The 16,280-nt window shown below is 42.9% G+C and carries 8 protein-coding genes; all 8 read right to left on the bottom strand.

Annotation, left to right across the window (positions count from 1 at the left end; genetic code table 11):
• Positions 1-408 precede the first annotated feature (408 nt).
• Positions 409-3,054, bottom strand: a complete 2,646-nt coding sequence (locus ASD40_RS14370; RefSeq protein ID WP_057303930.1) for a glycosylhydrolase-like jelly roll fold domain-containing protein — start codon at positions 3,052-3,054, stop codon at positions 409-411.
• Between the two features lie 106 nt (positions 3,055-3,160).
• Positions 3,161-4,753 carry a hypothetical protein gene (locus ASD40_RS14365; RefSeq protein WP_057303929.1) on the bottom strand — a complete coding sequence of 531 codons (1,593 nt, stop codon included), beginning with the start codon at positions 4,751-4,753 and terminating at the stop codon, positions 3,161-3,163.
• A 70-nt stretch (positions 4,754-4,823) separates the two neighbouring features.
• The gene (locus ASD40_RS14360; protein WP_082562226.1) at positions 4,824-5,693 is read right to left on the bottom strand and encodes a carbohydrate ABC transporter permease; all 870 of its coding nucleotides are present in this window, start codon (positions 5,691-5,693) and stop codon (positions 4,824-4,826) included.
• Between the two features lie 2 nt (positions 5,694-5,695).
• Complete coding sequence (locus ASD40_RS14355) at positions 5,696-6,601, bottom strand: ABC transporter permease (protein WP_057303928.1); 906 nt, start codon at positions 6,599-6,601, stop codon at positions 5,696-5,698.
• A gap of 258 nt (positions 6,602-6,859) precedes the next feature.
• Positions 6,860-8,839: a helix-turn-helix transcriptional regulator gene (locus ASD40_RS14350; protein WP_235549257.1), complete on the bottom strand. Its 1,980-nt coding sequence runs from the start codon at positions 8,837-8,839 to the stop codon at positions 6,860-6,862.
• 240 nt (positions 8,840-9,079) lie between these two features.
• A complete protein-coding gene (locus ASD40_RS14345; RefSeq protein ID WP_057303926.1) occupies positions 9,080-10,636 on the bottom strand; it encodes an extracellular solute-binding protein in 1,557 nt (518 codons plus the stop codon).
• Positions 10,637-10,776: 140 nt separating this feature from the next.
• Positions 10,777-13,083 (bottom strand): glycoside hydrolase family 2 protein, encoded by a 2,307-nt coding sequence (locus ASD40_RS14340; RefSeq protein ID WP_057303925.1) that lies wholly within the window; start codon positions 13,081-13,083, stop codon positions 10,777-10,779.
• Positions 13,080-15,893 (bottom strand): family 78 glycoside hydrolase catalytic domain, encoded by a 2,814-nt coding sequence (locus ASD40_RS14335; RefSeq protein ID WP_057303924.1) that lies wholly within the window; start codon positions 15,891-15,893, stop codon positions 13,080-13,082. The genes ASD40_RS14340 and ASD40_RS14335 overlap by 4 nt, the downstream gene beginning before the upstream one ends.
• Positions 15,894-16,280: the final 387 nt, after the last annotated feature.

The following is a 16,280-nucleotide window of genomic DNA, read 5'->3' as shown; positions in this document are numbered from 1 at the left end:
GAGGCTCACATCCGATATGACGACCTTTTTATTTCGTTTTTGCGATCATTTGTAATTTTGCTATGCCACTTTTCTAAATATTATATTGAGCCATTCAACAGCAGATAGAACAGACGAATTATTTTTCGCCTGCCCTTTACTAATCATATTTATGGCCTTGATTCCTTTCAACGTCTGTTCTGCAATGTGAACGTTTCGAAACCAAGCATTGGTTTGTAATTTTCTTTATGAATCCATGATCTTGCTCAACACCGTATGAAAAATGACCTGACCGAAAAAAATTCGGATGCAGGTCATCTTTCATACGGTGAAAATAGACTGAATTTGTTTAATCCACGCAGCTTTTCCAAATTACAAATCCGTCAAACTCCGTAAAATAATTCCTCGATCCAAATACGGAGGAGGATATCATAATCTGACCACTCGCACAGGTCCAATAAGTCCACTTGGTTCTTGCTGCGCAAATGCCGACAAGAAATCAGGTTGTTCTTTCGCCAACGTATTCGTAACCTCGATAACTAACTTATTTTTACCCTTATTAATTAGGCCATTGATCTCAACCTGGTAAGGCGGACAAATGCGTACTCCTGCTTCCTCACCATTAATCCACACTTGAGCGGTCTCATAGACCTCTCCCAAGTCTAAAATTGCTTGGTCAGCAGGCTCGTTCCACTCAAATTCCGTCTCATAACGGAAGGTACCTGTAAATCGAGGTAAATAACTAGGTCCGCTCATATTCGTTAAAGCCCCCAGTTTCCCCCATTCCTTAAAACGAGGATAGTGCTCAGACTCTGCAGTGGATACGCTCCATTCTCCTTTTAGTTCACGTTCAGCCCCAGCAATATAAGACGGCAATGCCTCACAACCTTCAAGGTTAGTACCATGCAGCAGTACGTTGGACTCATACGGATGAAGAACGACCTCCACCACATTCGCCCCATTCTCCCGAGTTACATGTAAACTAGTCAACTGATTACGAAATGCATCGTAAGCATATACATCACTTTGGACAGGCAAAGTTATTTTCCTACGGATCGTTTGATGCGGATGTTCGTTAAAGAACATAAAAACATCCAACTTGTCATGCTTATAGTGATAGTTCCGAAGATATGGCTCATGTTCGTCCACACTAATTTCATAATGTCCGTCAGTAATAAGTACTCGAGCCAGATCTTCTAAGTCAACAACCTTTACGTTCTTGTGATCGGCAAGGTAAGCTAGATCGTCAGAAACCTCGGAACCCTCACTAGATCGTTCCGGTAGTCCGTCTACAAAACGAACAGCTAGCCCTTGCTCGGCAAACTCCACTAACCGCCTAATCATCGCTGCGGGAATTGCCTCTGCATAAGGGAAGATAAGGCATTGGAAATCCTCGTTATTGACATGCAGCTTGTTGTTTATCACACGTGCGTCACCTAGAAGAATATCAATGGTAAGCACATCGCAGTCGATCTGATGCTGCATCAATTGCTTCACGGGCTTTTGGAAATACATCGCTTCCCCAGACCATTCGGCTTCAGCGTGGTATACGACGCCTGCAGTGGCCACATGTCTTCCGCCTGAGATCAAGTGACTAATCCGATTCATGTAATGATTTAAATGTTTGTAATAGCGGTATTGCGGATTTTTCCCGCCTGCATACATATGCGGCGGGCAGTCCGGATCAGGAGCTTTTTGAGAAAAAGCATGCGGGACAAAATAATTAACACCACGAACTAACATATGATCTGTGAGCCATTTCATTAGTTTCAGACCTTCTGCCCAGCCGTACGCACCATACACCTCACACATGGTTCTGCCTTGTTTTTTAGGATCGATATGTGCAAGCGATACACCAAGCTTAGCAAGGCCATAGTGGAAAAATTCGCTATCCGTATCCCCGCCAGGCTTGCTATAAGACAATTCATCAAATCCGGGAACAATTTGCCATAGCACTACATCGAGGCCAGACATATCTTGTCCCCACATTGAGCGGAAGAAATGTCCGGCCCCAGAGCCAAGCCTTGCATGCACATTGTTGTCTTCGAGGACATGTCCAATGTATTCTACTCCGCGTTCTCTGCACCACTCTCCGATTTGCCTACAAAAGTTATCCGCGTAGAGCTTACTAACGATATTCATATAAGTATAACGTACAATATTGCACTGTTCACCCCCATCATGCCAGAGTAGATAGAGGTGCTTACGGTAGTTCTCACCCAATGCCTGCTCAAGCAAGGCCTGCATTTCACTGCTCCAAGGAAGCGGCACTCCTTGTTTTCCAGGTTTCGAATTGAAGTCAAAGGTTGTCTTATCGTTGTAAAATCCGGGTTCGTCCGAAAAGAATCCGGCAAATGTCTTTCCAAAATCAGCCTTGTATCGTTCATATACAGCTTCATACACCGTGTCGAGCAGAATCCGGACGGAATCTCGATCTATCGGATTGAGATAATCATCCTGCTGCTGGCTGCCGCCATCCTTATTTTCTGAAATAATAAATACTCGCCAGTACCCTTCAGGGATATCCCAATATAGGATACCGTCTTGCACAAGATCAGTAATGTCGATACAATCACTGAGTAATTCTCCATTAGAGGGATGTCGGCGGACCGCGATAACGGAGATTAATTTATTCTTTCCACTCGCTTTTTCGGGCTGTGAGATGGTAGGTCGAAGCCCACGCATCAGCAAGGTATCCAGCAGCAGAGACGTTCCTTGGGCAGGACCGATGGTATCGATATAGCGTTCACCCAAAAACTTGCGATGAAGCTCTTCCGGAGCCTCCTTCACCTTGCCTGCCGCATGACCCGTTGGAAAATGATCGTCATCCAGCAGCCATACCTTCATTCCACGATTCCGGGCTTCGTCCATAATAATGTCCATATCCGTCCACCATTTCGGCCCTAGAAAATCAGGATGAGGACGTGCTTCGATGCAAACGGCTCTGATTCCAGCTTCATGAACACGGGCAATCTCTTCACGTATCACCTGTTCTTCTTCTCCATGCTGCCAGAGAAAAGGAAGGATATAATTATGTTCTTGACCCTCAAGCACTTCCTTAATACGATTACTCATTATAGTATAGCCCCCTATTTAGGTTCGGTTCATTCGATTCCCGAGATTAGATTGAAATATCCGCTCGACTTCGATGAGAAGCCGAGCGGATATTAGCGTCTAACAGTTATTTTTTCACTTTTGCATACCATTCTCTTGCCCGCTTCGTAACCTCTTCGCCGCCCGATTTGTTCCACTTTTCTACAAACTCATCGAACTTGCTGATCGGGTACTGCCCTGTAATGATCTTACTAACGTATTCGATATAGAGTGTGCGATTATTGATATCTGGGAAACCCTCATAGACGCTAGCCGGCATTCCGTCTCCAGCAATGACTTTCGCATACTTCTGGGCATCCTGCATGATTTGAACGGTTTGGTCAATCTCCCACATTCTATCTTCCGATGACGTACTTTTCAGGAGATTACTTGTAAAATCAAGGGTCGAGATTTTGGAATAAGGATCAAGGATAAGATTCTCTTGGGTACTTTTATCATCCGGAAGTTTAACGGCTTTGCCATCCTTCATTGTATAGTGCATGCCTTCAACACCCAGGTACAAAGCATTCCAATTTTTCTTGTCATACATGTTGTTCAGTAACTTTAAGGTAGCCATTAACTTCTTTTGATCCTTTTCGTTCTTCACGACCCAAGCCGGAGGTGTAAATCGTTTCCAGGTATAGAAGCCCTTGTAGCCTTGAACCTCTGGTATTGGAAGAGAAGCAAATGTACCTTTCACACCACTGTTCTTTTGCAAATTATCCAAATAAAGATTGGTTTGTTCTGCCCAGTGGAAGTAGTTGCCTGCCTTATTAGCTGCAACCTTGCCGTCCCACTTCGCTTTATCGTTCAGTAGGGATTCTTTATCAATTAATCCGTCCTTGTACATCTTGGAGATAAACTCCAAGGCAGACTTCATATTCGGTGATACCGCGGAATAAGTCAGCTTGCCATCATAAAGGTCCCAATCCGGATAGCCTTCAAACATAGCTACTCCGTACATCGCAAACAGTTGATCCATCCAGCGTGCTTCCTGACGGCCGCCAGTTGGAAGTTCATCCTTCTGCCCATTACCATTAGGATCCTTATCACGGAATGCTTCCAAGACCTTGACGTATTCATCTTGCGTCTTCGGCATCTGTAAGCCCAGCTTGTCTAACCAATCTTTGCGAATCATGCCGGAATATCTTCCGTAGTCTACCATGCCAGGGATATAATAAATTCTGCCCTGACCAGTAGGGTCATTTGCTTTCACAATATCCCACATATCCTTCGGAATGGCTTCCCATAAATTCGGTGCATATTTCGGCAGCAAATCGGTCAGATCGGCGATAGCTCCGTTTTTTGCTAAGCTATTTTCGATACCCTGTTGGGGTAAAAACAAATCGGGCAATTCACCGGATGCAATCTTTAGATTTAACGTATTTAAATAAGCAGTCCCTCCGTTCCATTCCACATACGGGCTGATCACACCTACGCCTAATTTTTCCTTATAAAATTCATACAATTTGCTGCCTTTGGTGGTTGGTTTATACCCGATGTTAGTTCCCCAGACTTCAATATCAACAATGTCCTCCGCCTTTGAAGATGCCCCTTGGTTCGGCGCTGCCGATGAAGAACTTGCACTTTCGGAAGAATTCTTTTTATCACTACAGCCTGTTACTACAGTAAAAGCAAGGGCGCTGACAGCCGCAAGTACCCCAATCTTTTTGATGACCATTCCATGTTCCCCCTAATTTTTAAAATAGTTTATGTTCTAAGACTCAATGAGCCTACAAACCGATGTGATATTATCCTTTTACAGAGCCAAGCATAGCCCCTTTAACGAAGTATTTTTGCAAGAAAGGATATACCGCCACAACAGGGATCATGGCAAAAATAACGGTTGTCGCCCGAAGTGTACGCTCATTGTACGCTAAACCAGCTGTAGAGACGGCTCCCGTAACCAAGATGTTGTCGTCGGTGATAAATTGCCGAATCTTGATTTGCAGTGGGAATAGATTCGTGTCTTGCAAGAACATCAACGGATGCTGGAACTGGTTCCATAACACAACACCGTAGAATAAAGCCAAAGTAGCTAACACAGCCTTGGAAAGCGGAAGTACGAATTGGAACAGCATTCGGAAATATCCGCAACCCTCTATAAAAGCAGCTTCTTCCAACTCTTTGGAAAACTGCTTGAAAAATGTACGCATAATGATCAAATTAAATGGATTTAGAATATGAGGGATGATTAACACCAATGGGTTATTGTAAAGCCCGATACCTTTTACTGTCAGAAAATAAGGAACAAGGGGAGCCTTGAAAATCATCGCAATCACGACACCGATCATAATGACAGGGCCCCAACGAAATTCCGATTTAGACAACGGATATGCAAGAAGGGCCGTGACGAGCAGCGCCAAAATCGTTCCAATCACCGTTGTGCCCAGTGTTAAGAAGAACGACTTCCATAGATCGGGACGATACATCATAAAATCCCAGGAGGCTAATGTAAATTCCTTTGGCCAAATTGTGACCAGATTCATATCCACCATCCGTTTAGAGCTGAATGAGGTCGAGAGTACGGATAGTAGCGGAATAATTGCGATGAAAGATACAAGCAGGAGGATGATAGTAACGACTGAACCGAATAATTTTTCCCCTCTGGATTCAAGCATACTTACCATAACCCCCCGTCTGAAACTTTTTTCGACAACTTATTGAAAGTAAATACTAGAATAAATCCAATTAACGATTGAAATAATCCGACGGCTGTCGCAAAGCTATACTGCCCTTGTTGAATGCCTGTTCGGAACACGTAAGTATCTAAGATATCCGAAACACTATAAGTCATTGGCGTCTGAAGATTAAATACTTGGTCAAAGCCCAAATCCAAGAAATTACCGATTTCTAGTAAAAGTAAGACTAATACAGTAGGTAGCAGCAGCGGAAATGTTATATGCCGGATTTGCTTGAACCTAGATGCTCCGTCTATCATCGCTGATTCGTACAACTGAGGGTCTATCGAACTAATCGCTGCCATATAAACAACTGTTCCCCACCCCGCATCTTTCCAGATGGCGGAAAGCACATAAACAATACGGAAATAGGAACTTTCCTGCATAACCAAGGTAGGATCATGGTGAAACCACCCGATCACGATGTTAAACAGTCCGCTTAGTGAAAACATATCAAACACAATGCCTGATACGATGACCCATGAAAGGAAATGCGGCACATACAGAGCCGTTTGAATTCCTTTCTTAAGTAGCGATTTCCGGATTTCATTGATCATGAGCGCCAACAGGACAGGAATTGGGAACACGATTACAATGCGTAGAAATCCAAGCACTAGTGTATTGCTGAACACCCTTATAAAATCCGGATACTGGAACAAGGTTTCAAAGTTTTTGAATCCAACCCAAGGGCTGTCCAAGAATCCTTTAAATACAGAATAGTTTTGAAAAGCAATTACGGAGCCCGCAAGCGGAATGTACTTAAAAATGATGAGAAAAACTATACCTGGTATGGCCATGATATACAGCGGCCAAAACACCTTCATTCGATGAGATGCAACGACTTTCAACTTATTCCCCCCTGAATCTGATTCTTAGTTGTTAGATACTGTGATCGGCTTCAGCCCTACCTGACTCCTCCACTTCTGTTGGATTCAACAATACGGTCATCTGTATCTGGACTCAACATTGAAGTTGTCCAATTCACCACTGAATCCAACAAATCACCGGATAAATGGTGGATATAGATATGATTTGTTGAATATGAAGATGAAAAAAAATAGAAGCGGAGAGCTTTTTCAGCTTCTCCGCTTCCAATATAAATCTTTTTATTCTTTAAATTTGCCAGGTGTAATCCCTTTAATTTTTTTGAAGTTACGAATAAAACTGTTTTCGCTAGCGTATCCAACTTTCTCAGAAATCTCAATCACTTTCAAATTCGTACTCTTAAGTAATTCTTCCGCTTTCTCAATTCGTACTTGTGTAATATAATCGTAGATCGAAGTTCCGGTTTCTTGTTTAAAGAGGACATTTGCCTGAGACTGACTAATGCCTCCAGCCTCCGCTACGTGCGACACGCCAATATTTTCTGGATAATGCTCTTGGATGTACTCGACCATCTTCCTAAAATAATTACCATGTTTTGTTGGTTTTCTCTTCTTCACTTCTTCTGCTAGGTAGGTAGCTTCATCTAATGTCATTTGATGCAAATCTGAAAATGTCAACGTTTGAAGGGAATCCAACGAATCCATGATTTCCTGGAATTGTTCATCTTCTGGGTCTCTGAATTTCGTTATCATTTCCTTAAGTAAATTGGAATACCAGCGGTATACGTGCAGTGGCCTTGAATTTGACGTTTCCCACTCCATTCGTATTTTTTCTAAAATACTGTTTATATATTCTGTTTTTCCTTCTTTAATGCCTTGAGTAATTTCATGGATGGTTTCATTTTTAGAACCAGAGCCATGCGCATCTGAATAGGGTAATGCTTGCTCAGGCACATGAAGTTTTTTATACCCAATATACAGACGATCCAGCAGTAGCACTTCAACTTGCTTGTAGCGAGTGCTGAGATCACTACTAATCGGATAAAGCGATTCGGCAACACCAACAGATAATGAAATTTTCAACAATTTATCAGCGACTTCAATCCCATTTGAAAGTTTATCATAAAGCATTTGCAAAGCCATATCAGAAGACAAGGGTTGTACAATGAGGGCACTCCGATCCTGGGTTAAATCTTCAAACTGCACCCTAAAACTCTCCCCAAGAATTTCCTCGAAAATATTACCTACTGCAAACTTAAGTAATAACTGATCATCTTGCTTGTATGCATTCAACCAATTATAATAGGCATCCACCGAAACAATAACAGCATAAACAGGTAAGTCAGAACGCCATTCTGAGTAAAGCAACCGCCACTTCCGATCAAATTCCTTACGGCGTAGTCTTCCGTAAACCATATCTTGAATAAATTTGGCTTTTAGTTCTTTGCTGCTGCCATGCAAGAAAGTTAGTTGCGTGAGCAGTCTGCCGACATAGGACTCCAATTGAGTGAAGTCAACCTCTAGCGCCTCATTCCGATGGCTCTGAACCGTTTTAATCAATCGTTCAATAGGTCTAAATGTAATGCGGTTAACTTGGAAAATAATCAACATTCCGATCAACATGGTAACCGCGGACACCAAGAAAGTCATGGTCCGAATCCAATACAATTTGCCAAAAATTTGTTTTTGAGGAACCGCATAAACGTAATTCCATTGTGTTGAAGTTGAAGTCAGACGAGTAATAAAATATTTCTTTGGGTTTATCTGCTCTTTCTTATTTTCACCAATTGAGAATAAAGTTTCTCCTTTTGCGTCTTGAATGATTCGAACTGCCTCATTGTTAGTAGAACCTTCAGGAGTGATTTGGGAAAATAGTTTTGAGGATTTCAAGTTTATGATCAGGTACCCGGATATTTTATTTTCTTCGTATATTCGTCTAATGAAACTTATCACTTCGCCCTGGTCTTTCATTCTTTTAGCGAAAGTCAAATTATTGGTGCCCTGTTCAGCTAAAGACAATTGAGACAACCAACCCTTGTCACCAAAGGTCTCAATACTGGAATTAAACCCGAAAGGAGAACTGCCAACAACATGACGATTTTTTTCATCATATATATAGATACTATCTATGATCGAACTATTTTGAGTTAGTGTATCCAACATAGACACAACCCCAAGGATGGTATCCATACTTTTATGATTGTCATAACGCAAGAAATCGATCGTCAGAGGGTCTAGAACTGCATAAATAGACGTTGTCATAATGTCGGTCATTTTCCTGTCAACATCGTCCCTGACAAAGGTCAACATTTGCTGGTGCGGAACTTTGATCTCCTCTAATAGCGAATGTCTAGCTAGGCTATACATGACAGTTCCAACCAAAGCAATTGCGAGGCAAATGACAAGTGTAAGTATGAGAATTAATCTTGTTTTGATATTCGAGAAAATCAGTTTCGCTTTGTACTTGTATACATTCATACTTTCCCCTGCCGTTTTTCCTAATTATTTCTTCTTTGCATACCACTCGCGTGCCCGCTTCGTGACTTCGTCTCCCCCACTGCTTTTCCATCTTTGAACGAATTCATCGAATTTATCAATCGGCCAATCACCGACAATAATTTTGGACATGTATTCTTGATAGAGCTTGTTGGATTTAATGTCTGGGAAGCCGTCATAGATCGATAAAGGAATGCCATCGCCAGCAATCCGTTTGCCGTCTCTTCCACCTACCATCATCGCATCTATCATCATCTGGGCAACCTTTGGTTCATACTGATCCTGAAGCGTCAGTGTCATCTGCTCCGTTGTTATAACTGGAAATAAATCAATCAGATAAGTTTGATCCGAACTGACGGGCAGCCGCTTCTTTTTGCCATCCTTCATTTCAAAATGTTCGCCTTCAATCCCAAAAGAAGCAAAATTACGATTCTCGGGCTTCGCATAAAATTCAATGATCTTCAAAGCTTCCACTGCGTTTTTGGATGATTTGGGAATAGCCCACTCCATATTATTGATAAGTGGTCTCGGAGTAAAACTATCAAACCCTTCTACTTTGGGGACCGGCATTCCGACAATATAAGCATTTGGATTTATTTTAGGCAGATTCTCGAAAAAGTTTTGCTTAATTCCATATGGAATATGGTACCAGACGCCAACCTTATCTTGCTGAATCTTTGCTTTCCATGTCAATTCTTTATTCAAAAATGTTTCATTATCAAGCAATTTGTCTTTGTAAAGGTCTCTGGCAAATGTAAGGGCTGCTTTCATATTGGGAGTGACAGCCGAGTACGTAAGTTCATTGTTGTACAAATCCCAAACCGGGTAACCTTCTACCATGGCAACGCCGTACATCAAGAATAAGTCGTCCATCCATCGCCCCGCTTCGCGTCCGCTGGTCGGAATCTCGTCCTTTATACCGTTGCCGTTAGGATCTTGATCGCGAAATGCCTTAAGGACAGCAACATATTCATCCTTCGTTGTCGGAATCTTCATGTTTACCTTGTCTAACCAATCTTTGCGAATCAATGAACTATATCGTGGATACAAATTAACTCTCGGGATAAAATAAATTTTTCCATCTGGAGAGTTTGCCCTTACGCTATCCCATACATCCTGAGGGATTGCATTCCACAAGGTTGGCGCATACTTTGGCAACAGATCATCCAAGGCAAGCAAAGTACCTTGCTTCAGCAAAGTATTTTCAACCCCGTGAGGCAAGAACAAATCCGGAAGTTCATTCGCAGCAATCTTAACATTCAAAGCTTTGGTAAAATCAGTGCCGCCATTCCAAGGCAGCGTTTCTGATTTAATTTCAATACCGGTCTTCTCAGTAACATATTTGATCTGCTTATCATCTGGCCCAGGCATTTTCCCCCAATCGCCATACATGAGAATGCTAACTGTCTTAACTTCCTTTTTCTGTTCACTCCCAGAAGCACTACCAGTTGCGGTGTCATTACCACCTGAACCAACACTTGAACATCCTGTTACTGTTAGGGCAAGCAATGCGCCTACGGTTAACAATACGATCATCCGCATCATTCTTGATTGTACTGCCATCTTTCTTGCCCCTTTCAATTTGCAACTAATTAAATATTATATCATTGAGAGGACTCAAGCCCAACATTACACTTGCTTTTAGAGAGAATGCGAAAAAAAGCCGAAATCACCGGCTTTTTTTCGTTGCTCTTTCATGGATATTACTTGTTCTTTTTAATTTTTGTCAGTTCTCTATTTAGTGCATATAGCAGCTTTTCAGTGAAGTGTTCGGGTGCCATTTCCGCCAACATATCGATCTTAAATCCTTGCGTCATGCCATACGTTGGTCTCTCCCTAAAACTTTCTCCTAAATATTTATTTAAGACCGCTTCCGCATCTTTATTCTCAAAAAGCTCTTTAAACGTACAACGCGTAGAGTAAACATCGTCCGTAAACTGTAATTCCTCGATCTCTCCATCCAAATCAGGCATTTGGAACCAGTTCGTAACTTCGCCGCCTTTTTCCTCTACTGGGGCTTCATAACTTGGATTCGGTTCTTCCACCTTATTAAATTTTGCAATATCTACGTATTGAGCATTATTTCCGGTGGCTTCTGCACGTATTTCATTCATGCCTTCAACCAGGGATACATGCTCGAAAATGAAGACCCTATCCGCACTGGTTTTATTTTGAAATTCACTTCCATTTACGTATAGCACTACGTTATCACAGTTTGAATAAACCTTAACTGTAATACTGCCCTCTGCTCGATCAACATGTCGCTTACTGGTGATATGAACAAATTTTTCCTCAGACCAATGAGCTTTATACATGTAGAAGGCATCCTTCTTGATCTTTCTGTCATAGGAGACAAGACCCTTGTTGTTTCTTCCCTGGACGCCACCTTCATCTCTGATATTCGCTCCGAAATCAAACATGTTCCATACATACGTTGCCCAAAGAAAAGGTCTCTTCTCGAAAGTCTTCCAAACTGTTTCATGGAACAAAGCATGATATTCTTCCGTATAGTCTTTTACCTTTGGATCGGCGCTATGGTATTGGACAATACCTTCTGCTCCGTATTCGGATATACAAAGCGGCACATCGGGGTTAATGCGGTGAAACTTATCAAGCCAAGGTGCAAAATCTTCCGCGTTACCGTGATACCAACCATAATATTTGTTGTATCCGATCACATCCGTCATACGATTATATTCATCTTCCTCACTGACAAATAAAACATTAGCCATTGTCGTAAGGCGAGTGGGGTCTTCTTTTTTCGTTAAGTCATGCAACTCTTTAACAAGTCTTCTGACCTCTGGTCGTTCACCGCCGATTTGAATTTCGTTCTGTATCCCCCAGAATACGATGGAAGGATGATTATAGTTCTGCCTGATCAATTCGACCATCTGCTGCTTTGCATTGATCCCTTCCAATTCGTTCTGCGACATAACTGAAATGAAGGGAATTTCAGCCCAAACCACCATACCTTCTTTGTCGCATAAATCATAAAAATATTGGCTGTGCTGGTAATGTGCTAATCGAATGGAAGATGCTCCAATTTCCTGAATGAAGGCCATATCTTCTATTTGTTCTTGTTCCGTAATAGCCCAGCCCATATCCTTCCTGTCTTGGTGTCTAGATACACCATGCAAAGGCAGATGCTCGCCGTTTAAGAAGAAGCCCTTTTCAGGATCAACATGAAAGTATCTTACGCCAAAAGGAATCGATACTTCATCGATCGTGTCATTAAAGCTAGTCATCGATAGATTGGCACTGTACATATAGGGATTTTGTCTACCGTGCCATAGTGTTGGATGGTCAATGACACAAGGCAGATCTTCTGTTTTGGTTTCTCCTGCAGCCAGTATAACTTCCTTAGCGGCATAGGTTACAAGTTGATTATCGGCATCGAAAATATCTGCCCACAGTCTAATTTTTTTCTCTTCATTACTGTCATTTACAAGTCTTGTTCTAATGCTCAGTTGGGCTCTTTCCTTAGATATCTCTTCCTGAACAATATATATGCCCTGTGAACCATAATCCATCAAATCAAAATGAACAGGAGACGTAACAACCATTTTTACATCGCGGTAAATCCCCCCGTAGAAGGTAAAGTCTGCTTTCTGAGGATAAACATCATCCACAACCGTATTGTCAACTTTTACCGCAAGTACATTTTCAGCTCCATGTTTAACGACGTCTGTAATGTCAAACCTGAAGGTGGAGTACCCGCCTTTGTGCTGCCCCATATGGTGACCATTTACGTATACATCAGTAATACTGTTAGATCCATTGAACTCGATAAACACTTTACTTCCCTCGTATGAAGGCTCAACCGTAAAAGCCTTTCTGTACCAACACGCACCTTGATAATATTCATAGCCATTTGCTCCATCAATCGCGTTCCATGTATGGGGAATATTCACAGTATTCCAATGATCATCATTGTACAATTCACTTTCAGCTTGTTCTTCGTTCTGCCGAATAAATCGCCAAGCATCATTCATCTCAATACATCTTCTCATTGTGTAGCCACTCTCCCTACCAAAATTGTAAATTGATATTCGCCGCTTCCCGCATTAAATACAATTCGTCCATCTTCATATCGTGCATCCGGGAATTCGCCCGATACTACCTTAAGATCATCTTGATTGCCTGAAAGCATGATCGTTGCCGTCGTATTCACCGGCACCTCAAAACGATAGGTTACGCCCCGATTCATTTTTTCCCAGCTCGATTTAATGGTTCCATAGAGGGACTCATACGTTGCGGATGCTTGAGTCAGCGTCCCTCCAACCATTGGTTTCAATATGAAATGCTTGTAGCCTGGTTTCTCCCAAACAGGACGTATTCCGGCTATGCCCGCGAAGAGAAAATTGCATACGGCCCCATACGAATAATGATTCAATGATCCTGATAGTTCTCCGTCTGGCTTAATACCTTTCCAACTCTCCCAAATGGTCGTCGCACCATTGCTTACAGCGTACAGCCACGAAGGACACGTATCCTGCTCCAACAACCGGAAAGCGATATCAGCATGTCCGTAATCCGCCAGCACCTGAAGAATGAAAGGTGTCGATAGGAAGCCAGTGTTCAAGTGATAATCCTGTTCAACAACCAACTGCGCCAGTCTGTCGGCAACGGCTTGTTTTTTATCTTCATACGCCAAGTCAAATGCTAGCGTACGAACATTAGGTGCCTGCCTGCCTTCCAATATAGCGCCATCATCTTTAATAAAGTACTGATTATATACGCGTTTAATTTTCTCATAAAGTGCTTGGTATTTGGCTTCTTCCTCCGTCTTGCCTAGCACAGTCGCCATTTCAACCAACAATCGGGTGGAATAGGCATAGTAGGCGGTTGACACATCCGGATGATTTCCTTTGGTTTTGCTCAAAACGGCCATGAGATCACTGAACTCCGTATCCGTTTCAAGCCACTCCCCCCAATGGTACCTTGTATCCCAGATGTAATCAGCATCACGTTCCCCGTCTGTATAATTTTGATAAGCCGGCGAATCTTGGTATAGCTCATTCGCATTCTTCGCACAAGCAGCCATGTAATCGACCCATGCCTTCGCTGAATCAAACTGCTTCTCTAAAATAGCCTTATCCCCATAACAAAGATACATCGTCCATGGAATGATAACAGCCGCATCGCCCCATCCTGCAGAACCGTCAAGAATACTGGCTGAACCAGGTTTGGGCCTGCGCATAGCTTCCATCGGGTTGTTAATTTGCTCTATGAATCTTTCCCATTCCTCCATGCTGTGATGCCCAATAACGGTTGGCACTGTGCTGCCGACCGAACCGTCAGCAAATTGTTCCGCTGCAACGTCGGCCATCCACTTTTCAAAGAATGGGTACACGTTCATGAAATCCGACGCCGTTCTACAGAATACTTGGGCGTCCCCTGTCCATCCCGCTCTTTCCCGGGTTGGGCAATCGGTTGGCACCTCCATAAAGTTTCCCTTTTGACTCCATTTGGAGTTAGATACCAGCTTCGTGATTAATGGATTTGAACAAGTGAAATCCCCCGTTTCGTCCAAGTCGGAATACACCGCTACAGCTGTAAAATTGTCAGGTATTATTTCTCCTGGATAATTCTTAATGAGTACATAGCGAAAGCCGAAGATCGAAAACCGCGGACGGTAGCGCTCTTCACCGTTACCAGCCATTATGTAACGGATCTCTTGGAAATCCTCCAGCGTTCCATGATCCGCCAGATTTTGTAGAGTAAAGTTTCCGTGCTTATCTAAGGCTTCCCCATGGATTAGAACAATCTCAGTCCCTGCATCGCCTTGAACCTTCATTTCTACCCAACCTGCGATATTTTGACCCATATCGAGAATCGTTTCGCCATTTGGCGTTCGCATAACTTTTGGCGTAAATCTTTCTTTCTCTCTTACCGCGACACTTCGAGTAGCAATCAAGTTGTCGAATCCATCGTCTGTGAGCTGGGCTGGCTCCCAGGAGGAATCGTCATAGAAAGGTTGATTCCAACCCTCTATGTTGATTCGGGCGTCATAAAGATCCCCAGCTTTCATGTCCGATTTACGCAAGGGTCCAAGGGACGTCTTAAAGGAGTCGTCACTGCCGATGGTCTCGCGGCTTCCATCTTCGTAGTCCAACACGAGTTGCCCCAGAAAAGCTACTTTATAGCCAAAATTGTTCTTTAAACTTGCTCCACCCGTAGCCCCTCTCCACCAACCGTCCCCGAGAACGACACCTAGCGCATTGGAGCCTTCTTGCAAGAATGGAGTTACATCGTAAACTTGGTATTGTAGGCGTTTATGATATGAAGTGAAGCCAGGAGTGAACAGATGGTCCGTGCCCTCGATTCCATTCAGATAAAAACTATACAACCCCTTCGATGTCAGGCAAGCTCTGGCCGATTTGAGCCCCTTCTTTACGGTGAATTCCTTCCGGATATATGGAGCCGGTTTATAGGCGTGAATATCTACTTCTTTCTCCGGCTCAATCCAACGGGCTTTCCAATCTGAAGCGTTCAACAATCCAGTTTCAAAGAAAACCGGATCGCTGAAGGATGACTCCCCTTCGTAATTACTCCAAGCTTTAACTCTCCAATAGATCCGTTCAAGCGATTTTAATTCCGGACCCTCATACAGAATGCCCTGCGATTTGTCTGTCTCAACCTTGCCGCTGTCCCACATTATGTTAGTGAAGCTCTCGGTTGCAGATGCTTGAACTTGATATGCGGTTTGTATGACGTTCCTGCCGTCACAACGGAACTTCCAGCCTAGACGCGGCTTTTTCGTATCCAATCCCAGGGGATTTTCCAAATACTCCGTTCGCAATGATACTACTTCCAACATGTTGGTAACCTCCCAAAGCTAAGATTGATAATTAAAGTCCGAAATCAATCTTTAACGCAATTCATGTCCCACGTCACATGGTGGGCGTATATTGAAACCAACCGAATAAGGCAGGAGCTTCGCATGGTTTGCAGTTACCAGTCGCATACAATCCGTAAAACCGCCGGAATACTGGAAGCTTTTATCGCCCTTTCCTCGTTTGCCCACCTGATCAATCAACCTCACGTGCAAAGTTCACGATTTTCTCTAAGCACAGGTGTCCCCCTCTCGAAAACAAAAGGATTTACTATCATCTTAAGGTCAATCTAAATAACGCACTAACACTCTCACGACTTATCCATAACGTTTTACCGACTTCCTGTTTACAAGCAATGGTCTAATAAAAAA

It is taken from the genome of Paenibacillus sp. Root444D2 (genome assembly GCF_001426375.1).
In the GTDB taxonomy this organism is placed as follows: Bacteria; Bacillota; Bacilli; order Paenibacillales; family NBRC-103111; genus Paenibacillus_E.
Note: the sequence above shows the minus strand (reverse complement) of the source record. Positions and strands in the feature narration are given on the sequence as shown.